At 72.2% G+C, this 26511-nt stretch carries 19 protein-coding genes and 3 pseudogenes; 7 read left to right on the top strand and 15 right to left on the bottom strand.

From position 1 onward, the window contains the following. Window positions 1-191: 191 nt before the first annotated feature. The 13 genes and pseudogenes from ABD794_RS09590 to rsmH all read right to left on the bottom strand — a co-directional run bounded on the left by ABD794_RS09590 (window position 192) and on the right by rsmH (window position 13688). Window positions 192-1073, bottom strand: coding sequence for a cell division protein FtsQ/DivIB (locus ABD794_RS09590; RefSeq protein WP_344962350.1), 882 nt, complete (start codon window positions 1071-1073; stop codon window positions 192-194). A 28-nt stretch (window positions 1074-1101) separates the two neighbouring features. Beyond that, a complete protein-coding gene (gene murG / locus ABD794_RS09585) occupies window positions 1102-2196 on the bottom strand; it encodes an undecaprenyldiphospho-muramoylpentapeptide beta-N-acetylglucosaminyltransferase (RefSeq protein WP_344962348.1) in 1095 nt (364 codons plus the stop codon). A 6-nt stretch (window positions 2197-2202) separates the two neighbouring features. After that, window positions 2203-3597, bottom strand: coding sequence for a putative lipid II flippase FtsW (ftsW, locus tag ABD794_RS09580; RefSeq protein WP_344962346.1), 1395 nt, complete (start codon window positions 3595-3597; stop codon window positions 2203-2205). A gap of 53 nt (window positions 3598-3650) precedes the next feature. Then, entirely contained in the window at window positions 3651-5093 is a 1443-nt protein-coding gene (gene murD, locus ABD794_RS09575) for a UDP-N-acetylmuramoyl-L-alanine--D-glutamate ligase (RefSeq protein ID WP_344962344.1), read from the bottom strand. Beyond that, a complete protein-coding gene (gene mraY, locus ABD794_RS09570; RefSeq protein WP_344024419.1) occupies window positions 5090-6154 on the bottom strand; it encodes a phospho-N-acetylmuramoyl-pentapeptide-transferase in 1065 nt (354 codons plus the stop codon). The genes murD and mraY overlap by 4 nt, the downstream gene beginning before the upstream one ends. Further along, window positions 6154-7566, bottom strand: a complete 1413-nt coding sequence (locus ABD794_RS09565) for a UDP-N-acetylmuramoyl-tripeptide--D-alanyl-D-alanine ligase (RefSeq protein WP_344962358.1) — start codon at window positions 7564-7566, stop codon at window positions 6154-6156. The genes mraY and ABD794_RS09565 overlap by 1 nt, the downstream gene beginning before the upstream one ends. A gap of 732 nt (window positions 7567-8298) precedes the next feature. Then, window positions 8299-9868: pseudogene (locus ABD794_RS18790) on the bottom strand (glutamate ligase domain-containing protein); the annotation flags it as partial. 464 nt (window positions 9869-10332) lie between these two features. Continuing rightward, complete coding sequence (locus ABD794_RS09560; protein ID WP_344962356.1) at window positions 10333-10689, bottom strand: penicillin-binding transpeptidase domain-containing protein; 357 nt, start codon at window positions 10687-10689, stop codon at window positions 10333-10335. Window positions 10690-10718: 29 nt separating this feature from the next. Beyond that, on the bottom strand, window positions 10719-10988 hold the full coding sequence (locus ABD794_RS09555) for a hypothetical protein (protein ID WP_344962360.1): 270 nt from the start codon (window positions 10986-10988) through the stop codon (window positions 10719-10721). 114 nt (window positions 10989-11102) lie between these two features. After that, entirely contained in the window at window positions 11103-11579 is a 477-nt protein-coding gene (locus ABD794_RS09550; protein WP_344962341.1) for a hypothetical protein, read from the bottom strand. Beyond that, window positions 11576-11815 (bottom strand): hypothetical protein, encoded by a 240-nt coding sequence (locus ABD794_RS09545; RefSeq protein WP_344962339.1) that lies wholly within the window; start codon window positions 11813-11815, stop codon window positions 11576-11578. The genes ABD794_RS09550 and ABD794_RS09545 overlap by 4 nt, the downstream gene beginning before the upstream one ends. A 197-nt stretch (window positions 11816-12012) precedes the next feature. Beyond that, a complete protein-coding gene (ftsL, locus tag ABD794_RS09540; protein WP_344962337.1) occupies window positions 12013-12684 on the bottom strand; it encodes a cell division protein FtsL in 672 nt (223 codons plus the stop codon). Between the two features lie 61 nt (window positions 12685-12745). Beyond that, window positions 12746-13688 (bottom strand): annotated as a pseudogene (gene rsmH / locus ABD794_RS09535) (16S rRNA (cytosine(1402)-N(4))-methyltransferase RsmH). A gap of 628 nt (window positions 13689-14316) precedes the next feature. Here rsmH and ABD794_RS09530 point away from each other — a divergent pair. The 3 genes and pseudogenes from ABD794_RS09530 to ABD794_RS18785 all read left to right on the top strand — a co-directional run. Beyond that, window positions 14317-14820, top strand: a pseudogene (locus ABD794_RS09530) (beta-class carbonic anhydrase); the annotation flags it as partial. A 115-nt stretch (window positions 14821-14935) separates the two neighbouring features. Beyond that, window positions 14936-15916 (top strand): AAA family ATPase, encoded by a 981-nt coding sequence (locus ABD794_RS09525; protein ID WP_344962335.1) that lies wholly within the window; start codon window positions 14936-14938, stop codon window positions 15914-15916. Beyond that, window positions 15913-19545, top strand: coding sequence for a transglutaminaseTgpA domain-containing protein (locus ABD794_RS18785; RefSeq protein WP_425585978.1), 3633 nt, complete (start codon window positions 15913-15915; stop codon window positions 19543-19545). Before ABD794_RS09525 ends, ABD794_RS18785 begins: the two co-directional genes overlap by 4 nt. 223 nt (window positions 19546-19768) lie before the next feature. On the opposite strand, the gene ABD794_RS09510 is transcribed toward ABD794_RS18785, so the two are convergent. Together ABD794_RS09510 and ABD794_RS09505 are read right to left on the bottom strand one after the other, a co-directional pair. Further along, complete coding sequence (locus ABD794_RS09510; protein WP_344962333.1) at window positions 19769-20164, bottom strand: DUF3040 domain-containing protein; 396 nt, start codon at window positions 20162-20164, stop codon at window positions 19769-19771. Window positions 20165-20397: 233 nt separating this feature from the next. Continuing rightward, complete coding sequence (locus tag ABD794_RS09505) at window positions 20398-21159, bottom strand: methyltransferase (RefSeq protein ID WP_344962330.1); 762 nt, start codon at window positions 21157-21159, stop codon at window positions 20398-20400. Window positions 21160-21365: 206 nt separating this feature from the next. On the opposite strand from ABD794_RS09505, the gene ABD794_RS09500 reads away from it, so the two are divergent. The 4 genes from ABD794_RS09500 to ABD794_RS09485 form a co-directional block, all read left to right on the top strand. After that, window positions 21366-22967 carry an IS1634 family transposase gene (locus ABD794_RS09500; protein ID WP_344961949.1) on the top strand — a complete coding sequence of 534 codons (1602 nt, stop codon included), beginning with the start codon at window positions 21366-21368 and terminating at the stop codon, window positions 22965-22967. A gap of 235 nt (window positions 22968-23202) precedes the next feature. Then, window positions 23203-23970 carry an ATP-binding cassette domain-containing protein gene (locus ABD794_RS09495; protein WP_344962328.1) on the top strand — a complete coding sequence of 256 codons (768 nt, stop codon included), beginning with the start codon at window positions 23203-23205 and terminating at the stop codon, window positions 23968-23970. Then, window positions 23942-26074, top strand: coding sequence for a YhgE/Pip family protein (locus ABD794_RS09490; protein WP_344962326.1), 2133 nt, complete (start codon window positions 23942-23944; stop codon window positions 26072-26074). Before ABD794_RS09495 ends, ABD794_RS09490 begins: the two co-directional genes overlap by 29 nt. Before the next feature lie 44 nt (window positions 26075-26118). Beyond that, a partial coding sequence (locus ABD794_RS09485) for a TetR/AcrR family transcriptional regulator (protein ID WP_344962324.1) occupies window positions 26119-26511 on the top strand: 393 nt, incomplete at its 3' end.

The following is a 26511-nucleotide window of genomic DNA, read 5'->3' as shown; positions in this document are numbered from 1 at the left end:
ATGCCAACCCGAACCCTAACGTTGAAGTTTAGGGTTACCCGTGCCACTGTTCCCTGGGTTCTCGGAACAGGACACTAAGTCGACAAGTGGTGCGTGTTCAACGAACACGCCGAACCTCCCGTTTTTCTTTTCACCCTATGTGATCACCCATAGGCGTAGCCAACCAGGGTGCTGCCCGGCCCCACCGGGCGTCAACTCCCCGACGCCGCAGGGGCGCCCGGCGCGCTGACGTCGAAGCGCTTCGCACCGCCCGCCGCCTTCATCAGGGCGGTGAGCGTACGGGCCTTGGCGTCGCCCCGCTCGCCGCTGCCCCAGACCACGGTCCGACCCCCCGTCAACTCCACGGTGATGGAGTCGTACGAGCGTACGCGGATGACGAGGGTGTCGCGGCGCACATCCGCGGGCAGGGACGCCGAGGCGCGCACGCCCTCGCGCTCCAGCCGCGCCCGTCCGAAGTGGCGGACGCCCGGCGAGTCGTCGGGGGCCTCCATCACCAGCCGCGGCACCTTGGCGGGAGCCCGGTCGACTGTGGCGAACCGCACGCCCATACCGTCGATTTCGATGAACTTCCCGCCCTTTTCGAGGATCGCTCTCGGCTGACGTTCGGTCACTTCCAGCCGAATCCCGCGCGGCCAGGAGCGGCCGACGTCGACGGACTCGATCCGGGGCAGCTTCTTGCGCAGCCGGTCCGCGATGGCGTCGGTGTCCACGGACACCAGCGGCTCACCGAGCGGGACGGCGGCGGCCTCGCGCACCTCATCGCCCGTCAGGACCTCGGTGCCCGCGACCTCGACGTGGGTGGCGCGCAGCCAGCTGGAGCCGTACAGGGCCCAGACGACGCCCGTGCCGAGGAGCGCCGCCGCGACCGCCGCCAGGATCAGCCGGGTGCGCCGCGAGAACCCCGCGAACAGGCCGGAGCGGCCCGCACGGGACCGCGCGGCGCCCGTCCGCCCCCGGGGGCGGACGGGCTTCTTCTTGGGGCCCCCGGGGGGCCGGGAGGAGCCGGCCGACGACTTCGGCCCCGGCTTACGGTTCCGTTCGCCGCCGCGCCGGGCGGTCGTCGGTCCGGCCACGCTGCTCAGCCTCCCTGCCTGCGGGCCGTCAGCCCGCCCTGCGTGCGGCGATCGCCTCGTACACCATGCCGACCAGCAGCTCGTCGGCGTCCCGGCGGCCGAACTCGGCGGCGGCGCGGGACATGTCGTACAGCCGGTGCGGGTCGGTGAGCACCGGGAGCACGTTGTGGTGGATCCACTCGGGGCTCAGCTCGGCGTCGTCGACCAGCAGTCCGCCGCCGGCCTTGACCACCGGCTGGGCGTTGAGCCGCTGTTCGCCGTTGCCGATGGGCAGCGGGACGTAGGCGGCGGGGAGCCCGACGGCGGACAGTTCGGCGACGGTCATCGCGCCCGCGCGGCAGAGCATCATGTCGGCCGCGGCGTACGCGAGGTCCATGCGGTCCACATACGATACCGGGATGTAAGGCGGCATTCCGGGCATGTTGTCCGCGTGCGGCAGGTCGTTCTTCGGACCGACCGCGTGCAGGATCTGGATGCCGGAGCGCTGCAGCGAGGGGGCGACGGCCTGGACGACCTCGTTCAGCCGGCGGGCCCCCTGCGAGCCGCCGGAGACCAGCAGCGTCGGCAGGTTGGGGTCCAGCCCGAAGGCCACCCGCGCCTCGTACCGCAGGGCCACCCGGTCCAGGGTGGCGATGGTGCGGCGCAGCGGGATGCCGACGTAGCGCGCGTTGCGCAGCTTGCTGTCCGGGGTGGACACGGCCACCCCGGCGGCGTAGCGCGAGCCGATCTTGTTGGCCAGGCCCGGGCGGGCGTTGGCCTCGTGGACGATGATCGGCACCCCGAGCCGCTTGGCGGCCAGGTAGCCGGGCAGCGCCACGTAGCCGCCGAAGCCGACCACGCAGTCCGCCTTGGTGCGCTCCAGGATCTGCTCGGCCGCCTTGATGGTGCCGCGCAGCCGACCGGGGACGGTGATCAGCTCCGGGGTGGGCTTGCGGGGCAGCGGTACGGCGGGGATGAGGCCCAGCTCATAGCCCCGCTCGGGCACGAGCCGGGTCTCCAGCCCGCGCTCCGTGCCCAGCGCCGTGATCCCCACGGTCGGGTCCTGCCTGCGCAGGGCGTCCGCGAGGGCGAGCGCGGGCTCGATGTGGCCGGCGGTCCCCCCGCCGGCGAGTACGACATGCACCGAAATTCACCGCTCTCCGGACGGCCGCTTCTTGACGCGCCGTCTCATCGTCTTCCATCTCACCCCAGGCTGCCGCATGGCCAGTGCCGCCCGCGCACCGGGCTCGTCGCGGGCGAAGGCGATGAGCAGACCGATGGCGAACATGGTCGGCAGCAGGGCGGACCCTCCGTAGGAGAACAGCGGCAGCGGCACTCCGGCGATCGGCAGCAGGCCGAGCACCGCACCGATGTTGACCACGGCCTGGGCCGTGATCCAGGTGGTCACCGCTCCCGCGGCGTACCTCACGAAGGGGTCCTCCGTGCGTCCGGCCACGCGGATACCCGCATAGCCTAGAGCCGCGAACAGGGCGAGAACCGACAGCGTCCCCGCCAGACCCAGTTCCTCACCGGTGATCGCGAAGATGAAGTCGGTGTGGGGCTCGGGCAGTTCGCCCCATTTTTCGACGCTCGCACCGAGTCCTGCGCCGAACCAGCCGCCGTTGGCCAGGGCGTAGATTCCGTGCACGGCCTGCCAGCACTGGTCGTTGGTGCCCGGGTCGGTGGCGCCGATGCAGGCCAGCCGGGACATGCGGTTGGCGCTGGTCTTGATGAACAGGAAGGCGAGCGCCGCCGTGACGCCGATCACCGAGGAGAACAGCCGGGTGGGGGCGCCGGCCACCCACAGCAGGCCGAGCAGGACGGCGGTGAGGACGACGGTGGTGCCCATGTCGCCGCCGACCATGATCAGGCCGAGCAGGACGAAGGTGACCGGGACCAGCGGCACCAGCAGGTGCTTCCACTGGGTGAGCAGCTTCTTGGACTGCTTGCGGGCCAGCAGGTCGGCGCCCCAGAGCACCACGGCGAGCTTGGCGAACTCGCTGGGCTGGGCCTGGAAGGGGCCGCCGAGGGAGATCCAGTTGGTGTTGCCGTTGATGGTCTCGCCGATGCCCGGGACCTGGACCAGGACGAGCAGGAAGACCGTTCCGGCGAGCAGCGGATAGGCCAGCGCGCGCAGCAGCTTGACGGGGGTGCGGGCGGCGATGAGCAGCAGGACGGCGCCGATGGCGGCGGCCAGCAGCTGCTTGCGGAAGAAGTAGGTGGGGGCCAGCCCGCTCTGCAGCGCCTTGATCTGGGAGGCCGAGTAGACCATCACCAGGCCCAGCACGAGGATCAGCAGCGAGCCGCCCATGATGAGGTAGTAGGCCGTCAGCGGGCGGTCCCAGGCGCGCTTGGCCCGGATGTGCAGGGTGCGCAGCCCGCCCAGGACGGTGCCGCGCGGCGGGCCGCCGCGGCCGCCGGAGGCGCCGCCGCGGGCGGCCGGGGGCCGGGAGGGGCGGACGGACCGGGAGCCCGCGGCGGGCCCGCGCAGGGCCGTCCACGGGCCGGACGGCGGCCCCGGCCGTGGTGCGACGTGGTCGTGCATCCGGTCCCCTCCGCTGCTCCCGCGCCGTCCGGCCCGCGGCGGGCGCCGGGCGGCTACTCCTGTGTGGTGCGGCCGGCGGCCAGCTCCCGGACCGCGGCGGCGAACGCCTCGCCCCGCTCGCCGTAGTTGGTGAACATGTCCATCGACGCGCAGGCCGGGGCCATGAGGACCGTGTCGCCCTCGCCGGCGAGGGCGGCCGCCTCGCGGACGGCCTCGGTCATCGCCCCAGTGTCGGTCCGGTCGAGGTCCACCACCGGGACATCCGGGGCGTGTCGCGCCAGCGCCTCCTTGATCAGGGCGCGGTCCGCCCCGATCAGGACGGCGCCGCGCAGCCGCTTCGCGGACCGGGCGACGAGGTCGTCGAAGGTGGCTCCCTTGGCGAGGCCGCCCGCGATCCACACGACCGACTCGTAGGAGGCCAGCGACGCCTCGGCGGCGTGCGTGTTGGTGGCCTTGGAGTCGTCGACGTAGGCCACGCCGGCCACGTCGGCGACGTGGGCGATGCGGTGGGCGTCCGGCCGGAAGGCGCGCAGTCCGTCGCGGACGGCCTTCGGCTCCACGCCGAAGGCGCGGGCGAGGGCCGCGGCCGCGAGGGCGTTGGCGATGTTGTGCGGGGCGGTCGGCTTGCCGGGAGAGGACGCGATGTCGGAGACCTCGGCGAGCTCCTGGGCGTTGCGCTGCCGGTCGGCGACGAAGGCCCGGTCGACGAGGATGCCGTCGACCACGCCGAGCTCGGAGAGGCCGGGGGCGCCGAGGGTGAAGCCGACGGCGCGGCAGCCCTCCTCGACGTCGGCGTCGCGGACCAGCTGCTCGGTGCGCGCGTCCGCCGTGTTGTAGACGCAGGCGACCTGGTTGCCCTCGTAGATCCGGCCCTTGTCGGCCGCGTAGGCGGCCATGGAGCCGTGCCAGTCGAGGTGGTCCGGGGCCAGGTTGAGGACGGCCGCGGAGTGGGCGCGCACGGAGGGCGCCCAGTGCAGCTGGTAGCTGGAGAGCTCGACGGCGAGGACGTCGTAGGGCTCCTGGGAGAGCACCACGTCGACGATCGGCGTGCCGATGTTGCCGACGGCGGCGGTGCGCAGCCCGGCGGCCTCCAGGATCGAGGCGAGCATCCGGACCGTGGTGGTCTTGCCGTTGGTGCCGGTGACGGCGAGCCAGGGCGGGGCGCCCTCGCCGCGGATCCGCCAGGCGATCTCGACGTCGCCGACGACGTCCACGCCGGCCGCGGCGGCGGCCGCGAAGAGCGGGCTGTCGGGGCGCCAGCCGGGCGAGGTGACGACGAGGTCGCTGCCCTCGGGGGAGGGTTTCCGCGTCGCCCAGCCGGACCGCGATGTCGTCGCCGATGCCGGCCGCGCGCGCTCGCGCAGGGCCGCGCCGTCGCCGCCGTCCACGACGGTGACGCGGGCGCCGAGGCCGGCCAGGGCGCGGGCGGCGCTGACGCCGCTCACGCCGAGGCCGGCGACGGTGATGTGCTTGCCGTTGAACTCCGAGGTGGTCACTTGATGGCCAGCCATCCCGCGTAGAAGATTCCGAGGCCGACGGCCACGCACAGGCCCTGGATGATCCAGAACCGGACCACCACAAGGACTTCGCTCCACCCCTTGAGTTCGAAGTGGTGCTGGAGCGGGGCCATCCGGAAGACCCGCTTCCCGGTCATGCGGAAGGAGCCGACCTGGATCACCACGGACATGGTGATCAGCACGAACAGACCGCCGAGCAGGGCGATCAGCAGCTCGGTGCGGGAGCAGATGGCCAGGCCGGCGAGCGCGCCGCCCAGGGCGAGCGAACCGGTGTCACCCATGAAGATCTTGGCGGGCGAGGTGTTCCACCACAGGAAGCCGAAGCACGAGCCCATCAGCGCCGAGGCGACGACCGCGAGGTCGAGCGGATCCCTGACCTCGTAACAGGCGGCGCCGGAGGTCAGCGGGTTGCCGCACCACTGGCCGTGCTGCCAGGTGCCGATGAAGACGTACGCGCCGAAGACCATCACCGAGGCGCCGGTGGCCAGGCCGTCGAGGCCGTCGGTGAGGTTCACGCCGTTCGACATCGCGAGGATCATGAACAGCGCCCAGACCACGAAGATCACCGGGCCCAGCGTCCAGCCGAAGTCCTGGGTGAACGACAGCCGGGTCGAGGCCGGGGTCTGTCCGCGGACGTCCGCGAACTGCAGCGCGAGCACCGCGAAGGCGATGCCGACGATCAGCTGGCCGGCCATCTTCGCCTTGGCGCGCAGGCCGAGGCTCCGCTGCTTGACGATCTTGATGTAGTCGTCGAGGAAGCCGACCAGGCCCATGCCGGCCGTCAGGAACAGCACCAGCAGACCGGAGGTCGTCGGGTTGCTGCTGGTGATGACCTTGGTCAGCGCGTAGGCGACGAGCGTGGCCAGGATGAAGGCGATGCCACCCATGGTGGGCGTGCCCTTCTTCCCGGCGTGGCCGCGCGGGCCGTCGTCGCGGATGAACTGGCCGTAGCCCTTGCGGGCCAGGAACTTGATCAGCAGCGGGGTGCCGATGAGGGTCAGGAAGAGACCGATGACACCCGCGACAAGGATCTGGTTCATCAGCCGGTGACCTCGCCCTCAGCGGCCAGCAACTGCTCGGCCACCCGCTCCAGGCCCACGGACCTGGACCCCTTCACCAGTACGACGTCTCCCGGGCGCAGCTCGCTGCGCAACAGGTCGACCGCCGCCCGCACGTCGGACACGTGCACCGACTCCTCACCCCACGAACCCTCGTTGTAGGCACCCATGCACAGCCAGGCCGCTTCCCTGCCCCCGACTGCCACGAGCTTGCTGACGTTGAGCCGAACGGCGAGCCGTCCGACCGCGTCGTGCTCGGCGAGCGACTCCTCGCCCAGCTCGGCCATCTGTCCGAGCACCGCCCACGTGCGGCCCCCCCGCTCCTTGGCGGCGTCGCCCATGGCGGCCAGCGCGCGGAGCGCGGCTCGCATGGACTCGGGGTTCGCGTTGTAGGCGTCGTTGACGATCGTCACGCCGTCCGCGCGCTCGGTGACCTCCATCCGCCAGCGGGAGAGCTGGCCCGCCCCGGAGAGCGCGGAGGCGATCTCCTGCACGGGCATGCCCAGCTCATGGGCGACGGCGGCCGCGGCGAGCGCGTTCGACACGTGGTGCTCACCGTACAGCCGCATCGTCACGTCGGCGCACCCGGTGGGGGTGTGCAGCGTGAAGGCGGGCTGCCCGGCCGCGGTCAGCCGGACGTCCTCGGCGCGCACGTCGGCGTCGGCGGCCTCGCCGAAGAGCACGACGCGGGCCTTGGTGCGGCCGGCCATGGCACGCACCAGCGGGTCGTCGGCGTTGAGCACGGCGACGCCGCCCTCGGCCTCGGCCGGCAGTGCCTCGACCAGCTCGCCCTTGGCGACGGCGATCTGCTCCCGGCCGCCGAACTCCCCGATGTGCGCGGTGCCGACGTTGAGCACGAGGCCGATGCGCGGCGGGGTGAGCTCCGCGAGGTAGCGGATGTGGCCGATGCCGCGGGCGCCCATCTCCAGGACGAGGTGGCGGGTGTCCTCGCCGGCGCGCAGCGCGGTCAGCGGGAGGCCGATCTCGTTGTTGAGGTTCCCGGCCGGGCAGACCGTGGGGCCGAGCCGCTCCAGCAGCTGGCCGATCAGGTCCTTGGTGCTGGTCTTGCCCGCCGAGCCGGTCAGCCCGACGACGGTGGCGCCCAGGCGCTCGGTGACGGCGCGGGCCAGCGCGCCGAGCGCGGCGACGACGTCCGGGACGACGACGGCCGGTACGCCGACGGGGCGGGTGGCGAGTACGGCCACCGCGCCGGCCGCGACGGCGCGGTCGGCGTAGTCGTGCCCGTCGACGTGCTCCCCGGCGAAGGCCGCGAACAGGCCTCCGGGGACCACCTCACGGGAGTCGATGACGACGGGTCCGGTGACCCGGGCGTCCGGGTCCGGTATGTCGTGCTGCTGCCCGCCGACGACGGCGGCGATCTCGGCGAGGGACAGAGAATCACGGTGGTCACCTCCGGCCGTTGGGAGTGTTTTTTTTTTTTTTTTTTTTTTTTTTTTTTTTTTTTTTTGTTTTTTTTTTTTTTTTTTTTTTTTTTTTTTTTTTTTTTTTTTTTTTTTTGTTTTTTTTTTTTTTTTTTTTTTTTTTTTTTTTGTTTTTGTTTTTTTTTTTTTTTTTTTTTTTTTTTTTTGTTTTTTTTTTTTTTTTTTTTTTTTTTTTTTTTTTTTTTTTGTTTTTTTTTTTTTTTTTTTTTGTTTTTTTTTTTTTTTGTTTTTTTTTTTTTTTTTTTTTTTTTTGTTTTTTTTTTTGTTTTTTGTTTTTTTTTTTTTTTTTTTTTTTTTTTTTTTTTTTTTTTTTTTTTTTTTGTTTTTTTTTTTTTTTTTTTTTTTTTTTTTTTTTTTTTTTTTTTTTTGTTTTTTTTTTTTTTTTTTTTTTTTTTTTTTTTTTTTTTTTTTTTTTTTTTGTTTTTTTTTTTTTTTTTTTTTTTTTTTTTTTTTTTTTTTTTTTTTTTTTTTTTTTTTTTTTTTTTTTTTTGTTTTTTTTTTTTTTTTTTTTTTTTTTTTTGTTTTTTTGTTTTTTTTTGTGTTTTTTTTTGTTTTTTTTTTTTTTTTCCGGAGGGGCCCCCGTGGCTGTCCGTGGTTTGCTGCTGTTTGCTGGCATGGCGGTCTGTCATCCCTGGTCGTGTCCGGTGGCGTGGCGGGCCTGGGTGTGCGCTCGGATGGCCTCGCGCGCATCACCAGACGGTCGTCGAAGGGGCGTACCACTCCGCGGCGAGTGGACTGGCCCTGCTCGTGGCCCTTGCCCAAGGACGAGAACGTGTCGCGACGGTTCGGCACGGCGCCGTGGCGGCCGCGATGGCCTGGGCGCGGTCCTCATCAGCAGGACGGCGCCGCGCTCGTCGCGGGCACCTCTGCGGCGCCCGTGAGCATGGCGGCGAGGATCGCGAGCGGATCTCGAGCGGGGGTGTCGGAGTCAGGGACGGCGGTGTCAGGCGAGGCGGGCCAGCGCGGCGTCCCATCGGGGCGCGCTTGGTGGTGTCCCGGTCGCCGCCCGCAGCGAGGGACGGCGTGGATGCGGCCGGGGGGACCTCGCGCAGGGCGCGGAGAACCGATTCGACGGCGTCCGTCTTGTGCGCGTAGTCCACGACGGCCAGGTAGGCTGCCCGGCGTCCACCCGCTCTCAGCCGGCGGGGACGCCGGGCCACGGACGGCGACGGCCGTCGAGCGGCGCATGCGCTCGGTCCGGCGGCGACCAGGGCGACGCACGGCGGCCAGCCGCGTTGGCCACGTTGAAGGGCCCGGCCAGCGGCGAACGGGCGGCCAAGCGAGTACCCGACCGGGGCCCTCAGATCGTGAGACGCGGAGTCAGAACGGGGCCGGTGACGACGTATCCACGGACGCGCGCAGTCGAGCCTCGGGCGGCCTCGCGCGAGAAGCAGTGACCACCGGGACAAACTCAGGAGTCGGATCGCCGACGAGCGACGTCCGGCCGTACGCGTCGTCCAGGTGACGGACGCGCCGAGCCGCTGCGCTCCTTGGTGAAGATGCTCGGCCCTGCACGGCTAGTAGTCCTCCAGTGCCGGATGTTGGAACATCCTATGTGGCATCCGGGCTGAGGTTGTTGAAGACCTGCGACGTGTCCGAAGACGCGAAGCTCGTCCCACCCGGTCACAGCACCGCGTCGTGGACTGGAGACCTCCATGGACGTACGAGCGGACGCCTCCGCTCAGCGCGATCGTACGTGCGAAGAGGGCTGGAGGTCGGTAGCGCCTGGGCGTGGTGCGCTCGGACTTGATCCCTGTCATCGGTCTGCCAGATGCGACTCGCGACGGTGCCACGGAATTCAGCGCCGTCAGCCCGCCGCGTGCGCGCGGCCGGCCCACTCGTATGAGGTACGCGGTGGTCAGGCTCTTGCCGGACGTGCCGGTGAGTTGCCGATCTGCAGCCGGTCCCGGCCGGTGCTCGCCGTGTAGACTCGTCGCCGCGAGAGCGCCCATCTCCGGGCCGCGGGTCGCCACGCCGAGACGGTGAGGCCGTGGCGGCGGCGCGCTCGGCGCCCCGCGGGTCCGGTCCAGCACGCTAGGCGCGCAGACCGAGGCGGCACGCCTGGGGCGGCGCAAAGCGGCGCCAGGGTGGACCGCGGCGCGTAGCAGGCGGCGTGCGTAACAGCCGTCGCCGGCGGCGGACGCGCGCGCGAGTCGTGGGTGATGCCGGTGACGGCGGTGGTCTCCCTCAGTGTCCTCGGATGCCCGAGCTGGACCGTCGAGGGTGCCGCAGGGGCACGGGCCGGCCCGGGTGGACGGGCCTCCCGAGCGGTTGACTTCCGGGGGGGTGCTGGGACCTGATCGCGTGGGTCACGCGGTGAGGCGTACCGGGCGCACCCTTTGCCCGTCGCGACGCGAGGGGCGCGCCGGGCCCCGGTTCCCGGGGTGGGCAGTGCCGTCGTCACAGATCCCGACGGCCGGCGGCTCGCCACGGGGGGCTTCCATAATATGATTTCACACCGGCAGCCGGGGCTGCTGGCTGTCCCGGCGGGGGCTGCACCTGAGGGTCCTTCAGAGCGCGAGGACATGACGGCTCTGGAAACACCGGTCCGCAAGATCTGGCCGCCGGAAGTAGCTGCCCCGCGTGTGATTCTGGATGGCTGCTAGTAGAATCGCGTGATCCGCCTGGCTGGTACGCGCGCGAAGCCGGCGACAGGACGCGGATGTCAGCCGTGTTAGCAGGCAGGTCTCGGATCCACCCGGTTGCACGTGTCCGGTCTTACCGTGCCGCCCGGTAGCCGGGGATCTTCGCCTTGGTGCCGGTGCCGCCGGTCGTCGACCACCGACTCCAGCATGGCGGAGAGCTGCTTGGCTGTCTCTCGCTGATCACCCGGGTCCGCGGCGGGGTGGCCGCGGGGGTGAACCGCCCGTCCGGCCCCTTCGAGCCGCGCACCATCGTCGGCCGCACCCGCTCGCCGCCGCCGCGTATGGTGGAGTAGACGGACGCCGCCTGGAGGGCGTTGAGGGACCGGCCCTGGCCGAACGGGATGGTGTACGCCTGCGACTGCTCCATTTCTGCCACGGGGCGAGGATGCCGGGCGTCTCCCCGGGAAGCCCAGCCCGGTGGGCTTCCGATGCCGAACTGCTCAGGTACGAGGTGAGGACCTAGTTCGCCTGCTCCCGGCTCCTGCCCAGCTGCTCGCTGGCGAGGATGGTGCCGATGTGTCTGGACTTGGCGAGCACCCCGTTTGAGGGTCCGTGCCAGATCCCGTTGTCGATGTCGTCGGCGAACGAACGGTCGGCGCGCGGCAGCCGGGTTGGGGACCTCGACATGGGTGTCGGGGGTGGCCGCGCCCTCCTCCAGGACGGCGCCATGGTCATCACCTTGCTGACGCTGCCGGCTCGTAGGCGTCCTGGACGGCCGCGTTGCCGCATGGCCGCGCGGTCGGTCGTGGCAGGTCGTTGGGGTTGTGTAGCCGGGTGTGGCGTTGGCCATGGCCAGATCTCGCCGGTGCGGGAGTCCCTGGACGACGACGTAGCCACGGTCCGTCACGCCGAGGCGCCGCACCTGCTCGGCCACCTGCGTTCTGGGCGGCCCACTGGATGTCCCGGTCGATCGTCAGCTCCACGTCGGAAGCCGGTGCACGGCGCCTGCTCCTTGAGGTCGCCCGTGGGCACCTGCCGGCCGCCGGACTGGCGTAGACGCGCTTTGCCGTCCTTGCCCGCGAGCTCGGCGTTCAGCTGGGCCTCCAGCCCCGCCGCCGCCGCGGCCGTCGGCGTTGACGAAGCCCAGCATCCCGGCGGCCAGGTCCCCGTTGGGGTACACGACGCCTGCTGTGGGCCTCGCGGTTGAGGCCGGTGAGCAGGTTGACGGCGCCGCGCCCGGCGGTGTGTCCGGCCGCCTCCTTCTTCTTCAGCTCCCGGATTCGGTTCCACACCCTGCGGGGTCTGCTGGCGGGCCAGCACCACGTACTTGGACTTCGGGTTGGGCGGTGAGCTTCGCCTCGATGCCGTCCGCGCTCTCATCGCCGAGGACGCGGGCTGAGCAGCTCGGCCGCCCGGCGCGGGGCGTTCGGGGTCCTGATCCGCTCGGGGTGAGCAGGTCGGGCGCTGCGGTGATGTCGTAGGCGTCGACGGTGGTGGCCAGGTCCACCCCGTTGCGGTCGGTGATGGTGCCCGCGCTCGGCGGCCCAGGGTGACGGGGATGTACCGGTGTGACGTTGGCCCGCGCCGCGTAACGCGCTCGCGTCGACGGCCTGCACCTGGAGCAGCCCGCACGGTGAACGCCAGCAGGACCAGCGTGAGCGCGAACTCGATCAGGCGCAGCCGGGGCTTGGGGCTGCCCAGGCGCAGGGGCTGCGCCGCGAGACGGCGGGTCGTGGCCGGGCCTCCGGTCCGGCACGCGGGACGGGCGGGCCCGGGAACCGGGCGGCGGGCTGCCTGGGCGCCGTCACTTTCGTCACCTGCCTGGGGATCCGGGGACGGGAGCACCGCTCGCGGGGGCTGCGGGTACGGCTGGGTTGACGAGCGCCGCGCGAGCCGGGCCGTTTCGGCGCGGGGCCGCGGGCCGCTGGGGGGACGCGGGCTTGCTGCACGCCTCCCGGAGCGGGTGGCATCCGGCACGGGTACGGCTGGTACGCGGACGGTTTCTGCGCGGCGGGCCCGCCGCGGGTGGCCGGGCACCGGCGGGCCGGTCCGGTGCGGCGCCCCGTGGGTCGGCCGGCCGGCCGGGTTCACGGCGACGGCCGGGTTCGGCGCCCCCGGGGGCACGGCCCCGGGCCGCACGTGCCCCCGGCACGTACGCCGCCGGGTCCGTCTCCGGCGTGCCGCCGGCCGGCGGGGCCGGGGCCGGGACGCCGTGGACCGTGCCGTCGGGGTTGAGGAAGGCGGGCTCCCGCCGGGGACCAGGCCCAGCTTCCGCGGGCGCGCCGCTGCAGGCGCGTCGGGGGGCGGCCAGCTGGTCCACCTCCTGCTGGAGCGCCTGCTGCTCGTCGGTCAGCTCGGTGGTCTTGCGCTGGAGCTTGGTGAGCTCGAACGACCCTTGGTTGAGCGAGGAGTTGAGCAGCAGCAGGGCGATGAGGCCGGAGCCGAGGAGGAAGACGACCAGCAGGACGAAGGGGGTCCGCCGCATCCGGCGGGCCCCAGGGGCAGCAGCCGGCCGAGGAACGCGCCCCGGCCCCGGGCGGCCGGCGTCACGGTGTGTCCCCGACGTCCTCGCGGATGCGCTCGACGCCCCTCAGCCGCGCCGGGGGCGGCCCGCCGGTTCTCGGCGATCTCCTCCTCGGTGGGCAGCTCGGCGCCGCGGGTGAGCAGCTTGAGGCGCGGCTGGTAGCGCTCGGGGACGACCGGCAGCCCGGGCGGGGCGGTGCTGGTGGCCCCGGCGGCGAAGACGCCCTTGACGATGCGGTCCTCCAGCGACTGGTAGGACAGCACCGCGACCCGGCCGCCCACCGCGAGCGCGGGCGACGGCCGCCGGGATGGCCTGCTCGACGCTGGCCAGCTCGGCGTTGACCTCGATGCGCAGCGCCTGGAAGGTGCGCTTGGCGGGGTTGCCGCCGGTGCGCTTGGCGGCCTGCGGGAGCGCGTCGCGGATGAGCTCGACGAGCCGGGCGCTGTTGGAGAAGGGCTCCTTCTCGCGCTCCCGGACGATGGCCGAGACGATCCGCTTGGCCTGCTTCTCCTCGCCGTACGCGCGCAGGATGCGCACCAGTTCGCCCGGCGGGTAGGTGTTGAGGACCTCGGCGGCGCTGATGCCCGTCGTCTGGTCCATGCGCATGTCCAGCGGCGCGTCCTGGGGCGTAGGCGAAGCCGCGGTCCGCCTCGTCGAGCTGCATGGAGGAGACGCCGAGGTCGAAGAGGACGCCCTGGACCTTGGGGATGCCGAGGCGCTCCAGCACCTCCGGCAGCTCGTGGTAGACGGCCTGCACCAGGGTGGCGCGGTCCCCGAAGGGGGCGAGCCGCTCGCCGGCCAGCTTCAGGGCCGTGGGGTCGCGGTCGAGGGCGACGAGCCGCACGTCGGGGAAGGCCTTCAGCAGCGCCTCGCTGTGCCCGCCGGCGCCCAGGGTGCAGTCGACGACGACGGCCCCCCGGTCCGGAGATGGCGGGAGCGAGCATGTCCAGACACCGCTGGAGCATGACGGGGACGTGTCGCGCGTTGCCGGCCATGGGCCCTTCTGGGAGTGGGGTACGGCGCGTCGCGCACGCACCGCCGGGTCCCCGCCCGCTCGAAGGGGATGCGGCACGCGGGGCGGCCGGGAGCGGGAGGAGGCCGAGGGGTACGGGAACGTCGCGCACGTGCGGGTTCTTCGAGTTCAACGGAGCCAAGGGGAGCGTCTCGCCTCCCACTTCGCGCCACTTTAGTCCACTCGTCCCCTCGGTCAATCACTGCGTTCACCTCGCGTTGCCGGGTCGTCGCAGCCCGTGGACCTGTGGTTCCGGCCGGGGGTCCGGGGGGCGCCCCCGGGAAAACACAGCACCTCGCGTTGCCGGGTCGTCGCGCCCCGCGGACCTGTGGTTCCGGCCGGGGACCACGGGTGCCCCCGGTGGACACGGCAACCGGCCAGCGCGTCCCCGGGCGGACCCCGGACCCCCTCCGTTCGCACGGACGTACGAAGATCATTCCTGTGGCTTACCTCACAGAAGCCCGGGTCGGCGTGGATTGCCCGCTCTTCGGGCGGGCCGACGGGCCCGTGGCCGACTACCGTCGTGCGTATGTCGATATCCGCGTCCCCGCCCCCCCAGCCGGAACCCCGAGTCCGGCAGCAACCGGCCGACGGTCACCGATCGCCTCGTCGAGGCCAACGCGGAGTACGCCGCCGCGTTCACCGATCCGGGCATGGACGCCCGTCCCGTCCTGAAGGTCGCGGTCGTCGCCTGCATGGACGCCCGCCTGGACCTGCACGCCGCGCTGGGCCTGGAGCTCGGCGACTGCCACACCATCCGCAACGCCGGCGGCGTGGTCACCGACGACATCATCCGGTCCCTCACCATCAGCCAGCGCGCCCTGGGCACGCGTTCGGTGGTGCTCATCCACCACACCGGCTGCGGTCTGCTCGACCTCACCGAGGACTTCCGGCACGACATCGAGGCCGAGGTCGGCCAGCGGCCCCCGTGGGCGGTCGAGGCGTTCAAGGACCTCGACCAGGACGTGCGCCAGTCCATGCAGCGCGTCCGTACCTCGCCGTTCCTTCCGCACACCGACGATGTGCGCGGTTTCGTCTTCGATGTGACCACCGGACAGCTGCGGGAGATCGATCCGCAGCGGTGATTGACCGTTCGACGGTGCCGACGCACCGTCAGGACAGCCAGAATGCGTCATGCGTACGACACAGCCGGCCGCTCCCGCGGGAGCGGCCGGCCGGGACGGGCCGAGGAGGGCCGGGGTGACCACCTTTGACGAGCGGACGGGGCTCGGCGAACTGACCAGTACGGCGGAGCGGATCCGCGCCTCGGTGGAGGGCGTGATCGAGGGCAAGCCGGAGGTCGTGCGGCTGGCACTGACCGTGCTGCTCGCCGAGGGCCATCTGCTGATCGAGGACGTCCCGGGCGTGGGCAAGACCATGCTCGCCAAGGCGCTGGCCCGGTCCGTGGACTGCTCGGTGCGGCGCATCCAGTTCACCCCCGACCTGCTGCCCTCGGACGTGACCGGGGTGAGCGTCTTCGACCAGCGGGAGCGGGAGTTCGAGTTCAAGCCGGGTGCGATCTTCGCCCAGATCGTCATCGGCGACGAGATCAACCGGGCCTCCCCCAAGACGCAGTCGGCCCTGCTGGAGTCGATGGAGGAGCGCCAGGTCACCGTCGACGGACGGACCTATCCGCTGCCCTCCCCCTTCATGGTGGTGGCCACCCAGAACCCGGTCGAGATGGAGGGCACCTACCCGCTCCCGGAGGCGCAGCGCGACCGGTTCATGGCCCGCGTCTCGATGGGCTACCCGAGCCCCGAGGCCGAGCTGCGGATGCTGGACGTGCACGGCGCCGCCTCGCCGCTCGACGACCTCCAGCCCGTCGCGCACGCGCACGACGTCGTCAAGCTGGTCGAGGCCGTCCGCGAGGTGCACGTGGCGGAGTCCGTGCGGCGGTACGCGGTGGACGTGGTCTCCGCCACCCGCGGCCACCCCGAGCTCGGCCTCGGCGCCTCGCCCCGGGCCACCCTGCACCTGCTGCGCGCGGCGAAGGCGGCCGCGGCGCTGGCGGGACGGGAGTTCGCGCTCCCCGACGACGTCCAGCGGCTGGCCGCGCCGGTCCTGGCGCACCGGCTGCTGCCCACCGCGCAGGCGCGGCTGAACCGGCGCACCGCCGAGCAGGTCGTCGGCGACATCCTGCACCACGTCCCGGTGCCCGATCCCCGGGCGCCGCGGCCGTGACGGCGGGGTCGCGGCACGACGGGACCCCGGCCGGGGAGGAGCCGGGGGACCGTGGCGGGCTGCGGGCGGCGTTCGGCGGACTGACCACGCGCGGGCGGTCGTTCCTGGCGGCCGGGGCCGCCGCGGTCGGCTGCTCGTACGTCCTGGGCCAGGAGGACCTGCTCCGCGTCGGCCTGCTGCTGGCCGCCCTGCCGGTGGCCTGCGTCCTGGTGCTGTACCGCACCCGCCACCGGGTCACCGGCAGCCGCCGGCTGGCGCCGGAGCGGGTGTCCGCCGGTGAGGAGGCCCGGGTGCACCTGGCCGTCGAGAGCGTCTCGCGGCTGTCCACCGGTCCGCTGATGCTCCAGGACCGGGTCCCCTACGACCTGGGCCCGCGCCCCCGCTTCGTCCTGGACCGGCTGGAGCCGGGCGCGCGGCGCGCGGTCTCCTACCGGGTCCGCGCCGACCTGCGCGGCCGGTACGCGCTGGGCCCGCTCCAGCTGCGGCTGACCGACCCGTTCGGGATGTGCGAGATCGACCGGGGCTTCAGCGCCCGGCAGACGCTGACGGTGGTGCCGCACTGCGCGCCGCTGCCGCCGGTGGCGCTGGGCGGCGAGGCGGCCGGCCACGGCGAGGGCCGGCATCGCGCGATCGCCCTGGCCGGCGCGGACGACATCATTCCGCGCGGCTACCGGCACGGCGACGACCTGCGCCGGGTGCACTGGCGGGCGACCGCGCGCCACGGCGAGCTGATGGTCCGCCGCGAGGAACAGCCCCAACGGGCGCACGCGACGGTGCTGCTCGACACCCGGGGCATCGCGTACGCGGGCGCCGGACCGGAGTCGGCCTTCGAGTGGGCCGTGTCGGGGGCCGCCTCGGCCGCCGTCCACCTCCTCCAACGCGGCTTCTCCGTACGGTTGTTGACCGACACCGGGGCCTCGGTCCCCGGCACCGACGGCCTCACCGGCGCAGGACACGACCCCCTCGACGCGGCCGCTCCGCTCCTGGACGCCCTCGCCCTGATCGACCACTCGGAGGCGGAGGACCTGTCCGGCGCGCACGCGGCCCTGCGGGACGGCCGGACCGGGCTGCTGGTGGCCTTCCTCGGCGAACTCGACGAGGAACAGGCCGCGTTGACCGCCCGCCTGCGCGGACGCGGCGGCACGGCCCTCGCGTTCGTCCTCGACCCGGAGGTCTGGACGGGCGCGGCGGCCGGGTACGACGCCGTCGCGCGCCCCCTGCGGCTGCTGCGCGAGGCGGGCTGGACGGTGCTCCCGGTGGCCCCGGGCGACGCGCTGCCCGACCTCTGGCGCCTGGCCGGGACGGGTGGGATCAGGGAGGACGACGGCATGGTGGCGGGGGGGACGGACGTGAGCGGAGCGACCCGGCTGGCCGTCTGCGCCGTCCTGGCGACGGCCGGAGCCGCCAGTGCCCTGGTGCCGCTGGTGGACGGGGCGTCCTGGCTGGCCGACGCCGTCCTGCTGCTGGCCGCGCAGAGCGCCGTCGGCGCACTCGCCCGCCGGACGCCGCTCCCGCGCACCCTGACGGTGGCGCTCCAGGCGCTCGCCGCCCTGCTGCTGCTCACCGTGGTCTTCGTCCGCGACCGTGCGGTCGCCGGGCTGCTGCCCGGGCCGGACGCGTTCCGGCAGTTCACGGAGCTGCTGCGGCAGGGCACCGACGACATCGGGCGGTACGCGATCCCGGCCCCGGCCACCCCGGGCATCGAACTGATGCTGGTGGCCGGCGTCCTGGTGATCGGGCTGGTGGTGGACGCGCTGGCGGTTACCTTCCGGCACGCGGCACCCGCCGGGATGCCGCTGCTGGCGCTCTACTCGGTCGGCGCGGGGCTCACCCGGGACGCCACGGACTGGCTGTGGTTCCTGGCCGCCGCCGCGGGATACCTGCTGCTGCTCCTCGCGGAGGGCCGGGACCGGCTGATCCGCTGGGGACGGGTCTTCGGCGAGGGGACGGGCGGAAACGCGTCCGCCGCCCCGGCCCGCACCGGCCGCCGGATCGGCGTGCTCGCGCTGGGCGTCGCCGTGGCCGTCCCGCTGGCGCTGCCCGCGATCGACGGCGGGCTGCTGGCCCCGCGCGACCGGGGCAAGGACGGGCCCGGCGAGGGCGGGACGATCTCCGCGGTCAACCCGGCGGTCTCCCTGCGGGACAGCCTCAACCAGCCCAGGAACCGGGAGGTGCTGCGCTACCGCACTTCCCTGGACGCACCGCAGGGCCTCTACCTGCGCATCGTCGCGCTCGACCACTTCGACGGACGGACCTGGCGGCCCGCCGAGCGGCGGATCACCGACGTCCCGGAGCGCCTGCCCGCCCCGGCCGGGCTCTCCCCCCAGGTGCGGACGGACCGCGTGACCACCTCCGTGGTCGCCTCCGACACCTACGCGCAGACCTATCTGCCGCTCCCGTTCCCCGCGGACTCGGTCCGCGTCGGCGGGCAGTGGCGCTACGAGCCGGAGGGCCGGTCCCTGGTCGGCGACCACGGGCAGACCACCCGGGGCCTGGGCTACCAGGTCACCAGCCTGCTGCCGCGGCCGACGGCCGAGCAGCTCGCCCGCGCGCCCGAGCCGCCGGAGCGGCTGCGCCGCGAGTACACCGAGGTGCCGTCCTCGCTGCCCGAGGTGGTGGCGCGGCGGGCCCGCGAGGTGACGGCGGGGGCCGGGACCGCGTACGAGCGGGCGGTGCGGCTGCAGAACTGGTTCGCGGTGAGCGGCGGCTTCCAGTACGACACCGAGGTGCGGTCGGGCAGCGGTGACGACGCCATCGCGTCCTTCCTGGAGGACAAGCGGGGCTTCTGCGTCCACTTCTCCTACTCGATGGCCGCGATGGCGCGCACGCTGGGCATCCCCGCCCGGGTCGCGGTGGGCTTCACGCCCGGCAGCCCGCAGGGCGACGGGACGATGTCGGTGGGCAGCAAGGACGCGCACGCCTGGCCGGAGCTGTACTTCGAGGGGGCGGGCTGGACTCGGTTCGAGCCGACGCCGAGCCGGGGGGCTCCGCCGGAGTACACGGTCACGCGCGATCCGGCCGGGGCCGGGGCGGGCGACCCGGGCGCACCGGTGCCGGACCACCGGGGCGGACCCGGCCCGGCGCCCTCCCGGGCCGGTGAACCGGGCTCGGTGCCGGGCCGCACGGGGGCCGTGGAGCTCTCCGTCGACGGATCGTCGTCCTCCGGTTCCGCCGTCGTGATCTGGTCCGCGACGGCGGGCGCCCTGCTGGTGCTGCTCCTCGCGGCGGCGCCGCTGTGGCGGGTACGGGTGCGGGCGCGCCGCCTGGGCGGAGGCCCGGAGGACCCGGTGGCGCGGACGCTGGCCGCGTGGCGGGAGCTGACGGATTCGGCGTGGGACTACGGGATCGCACCGGAGGCGTCGCGGACGCCGCGGGGTTCCGTGGAACGGATCGCCCGCGTCGGGGAGCTGGATGCCGCGGCGGCGGCGGCCGCGGGGCGGGTGGCCACGGCGGTGGAGGGGGCGCTGTACGCGCCGGCCGCCCCGTCGGCCCTCGGCCTGGCCGAGGACGTCGCCCTGGTCCGGGCGGGGTTGCGGGCCTCGGCGGGGCGGAGCGTCCGCGTGCGGGCGGTTTTCGCACCGAGGTCGGTGGTACGACGGGTAGCGGGGCGGCTGCGGCGCCGCGGCTAACGGGATTTCGCCCCTGGCCCGCCCTTTCACCGTTTCCGCAGCAGCACGCTGCGCGCGCTGTCCTCAAGTGCCGGACGGGCTGAATAGCCCGTCCGGCACTTGAGGACAAACCCGCGCGGAGCGCGGCGAGAAACGGTGAAAGGGCGGGCCAGGGGCAAATCCAAATGCCGAACGCCGGGCCCCCGCACCTCGCGGTGCGAACGCCCGGCGTTCGAAAGAAAAGCTAGCGACCCTGCTCGTCCCGCCGCCGCTGCCACCGCTGCTCGATGCGGTCCATCATCGACCGCCGCTGCCGCGCAGGCCCGCGCCGCCCGGGAGCACCCGCCGCACCCCGCGGAGAACCGCCCCGCGGCGCCTTGCGCCAGCCCGTGACGACGAGCACCGCGCAGCCGAGCATGACGAGGAACCCCACCACGCTGATCCAGATCCACTGGGCGACCATTCCGGCCATGAGGAGCGCGATGCCCACCAGAAAGCCCGCGATCGCCTGGTAGACCCGTCGACGGGTGTACGTGCGCAGGCCGCTGCCCTCGAGCGCTGTGGCGAACTTGGGATCTTCGGCGTACAGCGCTCGCTCCATCTGCTCGAGCATGCGCTGCTCGTGCTCCGAGAGCGGCACGGAGTCCTCCTACTCGTCGGTCGCGGGGGTGCGACCGGGTGCGACCCTTTCAGGATAGGCAGGGAATCGCCCCCGTGAAACCCGCCCCTCTGCGCCAATTCGCCCGCCCGCGCCGGGACGGCGACGGTGACGTCGGAACGTACATTCCCTGCCCGCCGACTCGTCATGCCGGACGGTGTCCCCCGATCATACGGGGCGAACGGCCTGATCGGGCGGGCTGTGCCCGTCCTCCGTCAGCCCCGCGCGGCCAGCACGTGCAGCTGGGTCGCCACGGCGTGGAAAGCCGGCAGGGCCGCCGCGGCGGCCTCCAGCTCGAAGAGGGCGTCGCGGGCGCCGGGCTGGGCGTCGACGAGGACCCCGGGCACCAGGTCGGCGAAGACGCGGACCCCGTGCACCGCCGTGACGTCCAGGCCGGCGTCGGCGACCAGCTCCGAGAGCTGCTCGGCCGTGAAGCGCCGCGGGACCGGGTCGCCGGCGCCCCAGTGGCCGTCGGGGCCGGTCAGGGCCTGCCGGGCCTCCGTGAAGTGACCGGCGAGGGCACGGGCGAGCACCGCCCCGCCGAGGCCGGCGGCGAGCAGGCTGAGCACGCCGGACGGACGGAGCGCGGCGGCGACGTTGCGCAGTCCGCCGGCCGGGTCCTCCAGGTACTCCAGGACGCCGTGGCACAGGACGGCGTCGCAGCTCTCGCGCCCGACGACCTCGAAGAGGTCCTGGGTGTCGCCCTGCAGGCCGCGCACCCGGTCGGCGACCCCGGCCTCGGCGGCCCGGCGCTCCAGCGCGAACAGGGCGTTGGGGCTGGGGTCGACGACGGTGACGCGGTGCCCGAGGCGGGCGGCCTCGACGGCGAACTTGCCGCTGCCGCCGCCGGCATCGAGGACTTCCAGCTCCGCGCCCCGGCGGTCGAGGGCGTCCCGGAGGGCCTCCCAGACCACGGCGGTACGCAGGGACGCGCGGGGGCGCGATGGGGTCTCCCCACCCGGGGAAGGCTCGGACACGGCGGGTGGCTCCTCGGCGGCGGTGGTGCGGACGACGGACACCGGCCAGCCTAGTCCCGAACTTCGCGGGTCGTTGATTCGTATGGTGTGACCGGTCCGGGAGTGTCCCGGGCCGGTTGTATCGCGTTGGTCCGGATGTGTCGATGACTTCCCGGTCCCCGCGGCCACGGTCTCAGCGTCAGCGCCTTGAAGTTGTGGTGACGTCCGTGGTGGAAAAGCGTCTGGGCGCTCTGCCTGTCGCTGCCGAGTTTCTGCGCCGGCTGGATGTCGCCGGGGTCGTCGATGAGGTGTGTCCAGGCGGTGCGAGCGCACATCTGACGCACGGGCAGGTCATCGAGGCGCTGGTGGCCAACCGGCTGACCTCGCCCGCACCACTGGTGCGGGTCGGGGACTGGGCCCGCACCTGGGCGGTGGAGGAAGTCTTCGGCATCACGCCGGACCTCCTCAACGACGACCGCCTGGCCCGCGCGCTGGACGCGATCGCTCCGAAGCTGGAGGTCATCGCGGGCACGGTCGGGGCTCGGGCGATCACCGAGTTCGGGATCGACGTCTCGCGGCTGCACTGGGACATGACCAGCATGTCCGTCCACGGCGCCTTCCCTGCCGAGGACCAGGACGAGCGGTACCCGCTCATCGCCTGCAACGGGCATCCCAAGGACCGGCGCCTGGATTTGAAACAGGTCCAGGCCGGGCTCGCTGTGTCCGCCGACGGCGGTATCCCCGTCCACTCCCGGGTCTTCGACGGCGCCGCGGCCGAGGTCAGCCAGGTCGTCGGAGCGATGAAGGACCTGCGGGCGATGGCCGGCACCAACACCTTTCTGATGGTCGCCGACTCCAAGCTGGTGTCCTACCCCAACATCACCGCCCTGCTTCAGGCCGGGGTGGAGTTCATCGCGCCCGTCCCGGCCGCGCAGATCAAGGACGAGGTCTACGCGGCCCTGGACCCTGAGCGGGCCGAGCCCGTCGACTGGGTGCCCGGGCGGGACGAGAGGAAACCCGAGGCGGAACGGGAGACCTACCGGGTCCTGGAGGACACCCACACGCTGACCGGCCGCCGCAAGAGCGACCCGGCGCTCACGGTGCGCCGGATCCTGGTCCATTCCACCGCGGTTGCGGCCGGCCAGCGGGCGGCCCGGGCCAAACGACTGGCCAAGGCCGCCGAAGACCTCGACAAGCTCACCGCCGCAGCGGGCGGACGGCACTACAAGACCCGGGAGAAGATCGTCGCCCGGATCGGTGTCGTCACGGCCAAACGCCGCGTCACCTCCTGCCTGCGCTGGCAGATCACCGAGGACGAGCACGGCACCCCCGGTCTTGCCTGGCACTTCGACCAGGACGTGCTGGAGGCCGAGGCAGCCGTCGACGGCTGGTACGCGCTCATCACCAGCGTCCCGACCGAGAAGGCCGGCCCGGCCCGGGTACTGATCCATTACAAGGGCCAGGGCGCAGTCGAACGGCGTTACCACGACTTCAAGGGCCCCCTCGCGGTCGCACCGGTCTTCGTGCAGCACAACCGGCGCGTCGCCGCGCTGATCCAGGTGATCTGCCTGGCCCTGCTGGTCTTCTGCCTGATCGAGCGACAGGTCAGACGCGCTCTGGGCCCCGACGAGACCATGGCCGGCCTCTACCCGGACAACCGCCGCGTCCGCCCCACCGGCCGGATGATCCTCTACCACCTCGGCGAACTCACCCTGCGGATCGGCAACGTCACCGACCCGCCAACCGTCCAGATCAACCGCGGCGTCCAACTCCACCTCCTCGACCTACTCGACACCGACATCGCACAAACCCGCTGGCCACAGACCTAAATCAGCGACCCGCGAAGTACGGGCCTAGTGGGCGCCGCCGGAGCAGATGGTTCTGCCCCGGCCCTGCCCGACAGCGCGGTTCCGGGGGTGCAGGGGGCGAAGCCCCCGGTGAAATGGGGGTGCCCCCTCCGGGGGAGGGCCAGGGGGCCAACTCTCCCAGCGGCCGCCCCGTCGGTTCGCGACGAACCCACCGCGCCATACTTTCTGCACTGACCGGTCAGTGCAGGAGGTCCTCATGGACAGCACACCGCAAGGAGCCGCGTTAACGGCCCGCCGCCTCGGCGTCCGGGGGCCGCGCGGCTGGGCGTTCCAAGATGTGGACGTCACCGCCGGGCCCGGCGCGCTCGTCGCCGCCGAGGGCCCGTCGGGCTCCGGCCGCACCTCTCTTCTGCTCGCCCTCACCGGAAGAATGCGCGCCACCGCCGGCCGCGCCGAGGTCGGCGGCCTGCCGCTGCCGCGCGCCATGGCCGCGGTCCGGCGGATCACCGCACCGGCCCACGTCCCGGGGGTCACCGAGCTGGAGGGCGCCCTGAGCGTCGCCGAGCACCTGCGCGAACGCGCCCTGATCCAGCGGCGGTTCACCGGCGGCCCGCGCGCGCTGCTCCGCCCGCGCACGGAGCGCCGCGCCGCCGACGCGGTCCGCGCCGAGGCGGCCCTGGCGGCCGTAGGTCTGGACGTCGGCGCCCTGCCCAAGGGGCCCCGGACGCTCGCCCGCGACCTCGGCCGGCTCCCGTCGCTCCGGCTCTCGCTCGCCCTCGCGCTGCTGGGAGCGCCCCGGCTGGTGGCCGTCGACGACGTCGACCTCGGCCTCACCGAGGCGGAACGCCCGTGCGCCTGGGGCCTGTTGCGCTCGGTCGCCGAGGGCGGCACCACCGTGCTCGCCGCGTGCGCCGAGGCGCCCCGGGACGCCGTCGTCGTGTCCCTCGGCCCTCGCCCCAACAAGGACCTGCGGCCGGACGAGGAGGTGACGGCCGATGCTCTCCCCGAGGCTGGCCGCGCTTGAGATACGGAAGTTCGGCCGGGGCAGGCTCCCCCGGGCCGCGTTCGTCGCGCTCCTGCTGCTGCCGCTGCTCTACGGCGCCCTGTACCTGTGGTCGTTCTGGGACCCGTACGGGCGCCTCGACAAGGTGCCCGTGGCGCTGGTGAACGCCGACCGCGGCACCACCGTGGACGGCGAGCGGCTCACCGCCGGCGACGGGATAGCCGACGGGCTGCGGGGGAGCAGGACGTTCGACTGGCGGCCGACGAGCGCGGAGCAGGCGCGGAAGGGCCTGGCCGACGGCACGTACTACCTCTCGCTCACCATTCCCGCCGACTTCAGCGAGCGGGTCGCCTCCAGCTCCGGCGACACCCCGCGCACCGGGGCGCTCCAGGTCCGTACCGACGACTCCAACAACTACATCGTCGGCTCGATCTCGCGCACGGTCTTCTCCGAGGTCCGGGCGGCCGCCTCGCGCAAGGCGTCCCGGTCCTTCTACGACCGGATCTTCGTCTCCTTCTCCGGACTGCACGACAGGACGGCCGAAGCGGCCGACGGCGCCGACCGGTTGGGCGACGGCATCGGCAAGGCCCGCAAGGGCGCCGGCGACCTCAAGGACGGGCTCGACAGGGCGCGGCAGGGCAGCGACCGGCTCCGGGACGGCGTGGCCAAGCTGCACTCCGGCGCCGGCACCCTGGACAGCGCCTCGCGGCGACTGGCCGAGGGCGCCGGGCAGGTCGCGGCCGGCACCCGCAGGCTGGCCGACAAGGTCAACGGCGCGGCGGACAGCGCCGACGGACGGTACGTCAAGGAGCACGCCGGGGAGATCGGCAAGGACGCCGGCAAGGTCGCCCGCGAGGCCCGGATCCTGCGGCAGCACCTGGACGACCTGCCGTCGGCCCGTACGACGGCCGCGCTGGCCAGGGCCGGCGCGGACAGCGCGGCCGCGCTGGCGGACCTGCACGGCCGGCTCTGCCCCGGCGCCCTGTCCCGGGACGCCTGTGTGACGCTCCGCAAGGCCGTCTTCGCCGCCCGGCAGTCCGCCGACGGCGCCCGCGAGCTCGACGACCTCGTGCAGAACAGGAACGGCGAACTCGACGCCCTCCCGGCCAAGTTGGACGCCCTGCGCTCCGGCGCCGAGAAGCTGCGCGACAAGGCCCCCACCCTGGCCGCCGGGATCGACGCCGCCGTCCGCGACGTCAACGCCCTGGACAGCGGCGCCCATCGGGTCGCCGACGGCGCCGGAAGGATCGGCGAGGGCGCCCGGCGGCTGCGCGACGGACTCGGCGCGGCCGAGGAGGGCGCCGCCGGACTCGGGGAGGGCCTCGCGAAGCTGTACGACGGCGCCGGCACCCTCCAGGGCGGCATGTTCAAGCTCTCCGACGGCTCCGCGAAGCTCGCCGGCGGGCTGCACGACGGCGCGAAGAAGATCCCCGACTACGGCAAGGACGCGCGCGACGCCCGCACCGAGGTCATGGCCGACCCGGTGAAGCTGGCCTCGAAGGCCCTGCACAGGGCGCCCAACTACGGGACCGGCTTCGCCCCGTACTTCATCCCGCTCGCCCTGTGGGTGGGGGCGATGGTCGCCTACATGCTGATCCCGCCGCTCAACCGCCGGGCCCTGGCCGCCGGCGCCCCGGCCCGGCGGACGGCGCTCGCCGGCTGGCTGCCGGTCGCGGCGGTCGGCGTCCTCCAGGCGTGCGCGCTGCTGGCCGTCCTGCACTGGGCACTGGGCCTCCGGATGGCCCGGCCCGTCGCCACGGTCGGCTTCCTCGTCCTGGTCACGGCGTGCTTCGCCGCGATCGTGCAGTTGCTGACCGCGAGGTTCGGCCCGGCGGGCCGGATCCTCGTCCTGGTGCTGCTGATGCTCCAGCTGACCTCGGCGGGCGGCACCTATCCGGTGCGGACGAGCCCCGGCTTCTTCAACGCCGTCCACCCGTTCCTGCCGATGAGTTACGTGGTGGACGGGCTGCGGCACCTGATCACCGGCGGGGACGCCGCCCCCGTGTGGCGGGCCTGCGCCGTCCTGGCCGCGTTCACCGCCGCCGCCCTCGCGCTGACCGCGTGGACGGCCCGGCGCAGGCAGGTGTGGACGGTGGACGCGCTGCACCCGGAGCTGAGCCTGTGAGACCCGGGCGGGAGGACACGGTGCGTACAGGGAGAATCACTGTCATGGACAGCAGCAGTACGCGCCGCAGGAACACCCGGCGGAAGCTCTTCGAGGCCGCGGTCACCCTCATCGCCGAACAGGGCTTCTCCTCCACCACGGTGGACGAGATCGCCGAACGCGCCGGGGTGGCCAAGGGAACCGTCTACTACAACTTCGCGAGCAAGACGGTGCTCTTCGAGGAGCTGCTGCGGGACGGCATCGAGCTGCTGACGGTCTCCCTGCAGCAGGCGGCGGACGACACGGCCGCGCGCGGCGGCGGCCGGGTGGACGCGCTCGACGCGATGGTCCGCGCCGGGCTGGAGTTCATCTCCCGCTACCCGGCCCTGACGCAGCTGTACGTGGCCGAGCTGTGGCGCACCAACCGGGCCTGGCAGTCGACGCTGATGCAGGTGCGG

The organism is Streptomyces thioluteus, from assembly GCF_039535865.1.
Note: the sequence above shows the minus strand (reverse complement) of the source record. Positions and strands in the feature narration are given on the sequence as shown.

Excerpts from the sequence above, each read along its gene's own strand:
- mraY (WP_344024419.1), bottom strand. The coding sequence starts at position 6,154 with ATGAACCAGATCCTTGTCGCGGGTGTCATCGGTCTCTTCCTGACCCTC.
- ABD794_RS09495 (WP_344962328.1), top strand. The coding sequence starts at position 23,203 with ATGGACAGCACACCGCAAGGAGCCGCGTTAACGGCCCGCCGCCTCGGC.
- ftsW (WP_344962346.1), bottom strand. The coding sequence starts at position 3,597 with ATGCACGACCACGTCGCACCACGGCCGGGGCCGCCGTCCGGCCCGTGG.
- ABD794_RS09550 (WP_344962341.1), bottom strand. The coding sequence starts at position 11,579 with ATGAGAGCGCGGACGGCATCGAGGCGAAGCTCACCGCCCAACCCGAAG.
- ABD794_RS09555 (WP_344962360.1), bottom strand. The coding sequence starts at position 10,988 with ATGCGGCAACGCGGCCGTCCAGGACGCCTACGAGCCGGCAGCGTCAGC.
- ABD794_RS09490 (WP_344962326.1), top strand. The coding sequence starts at position 23,942 with ATGCTCTCCCCGAGGCTGGCCGCGCTTGAGATACGGAAGTTCGGCCGG.
- ftsL (WP_344962337.1), bottom strand. The coding sequence starts at position 12,684 with ATGCGGCGGACCCCCTTCGTCCTGCTGGTCGTCTTCCTCCTCGGCTCC.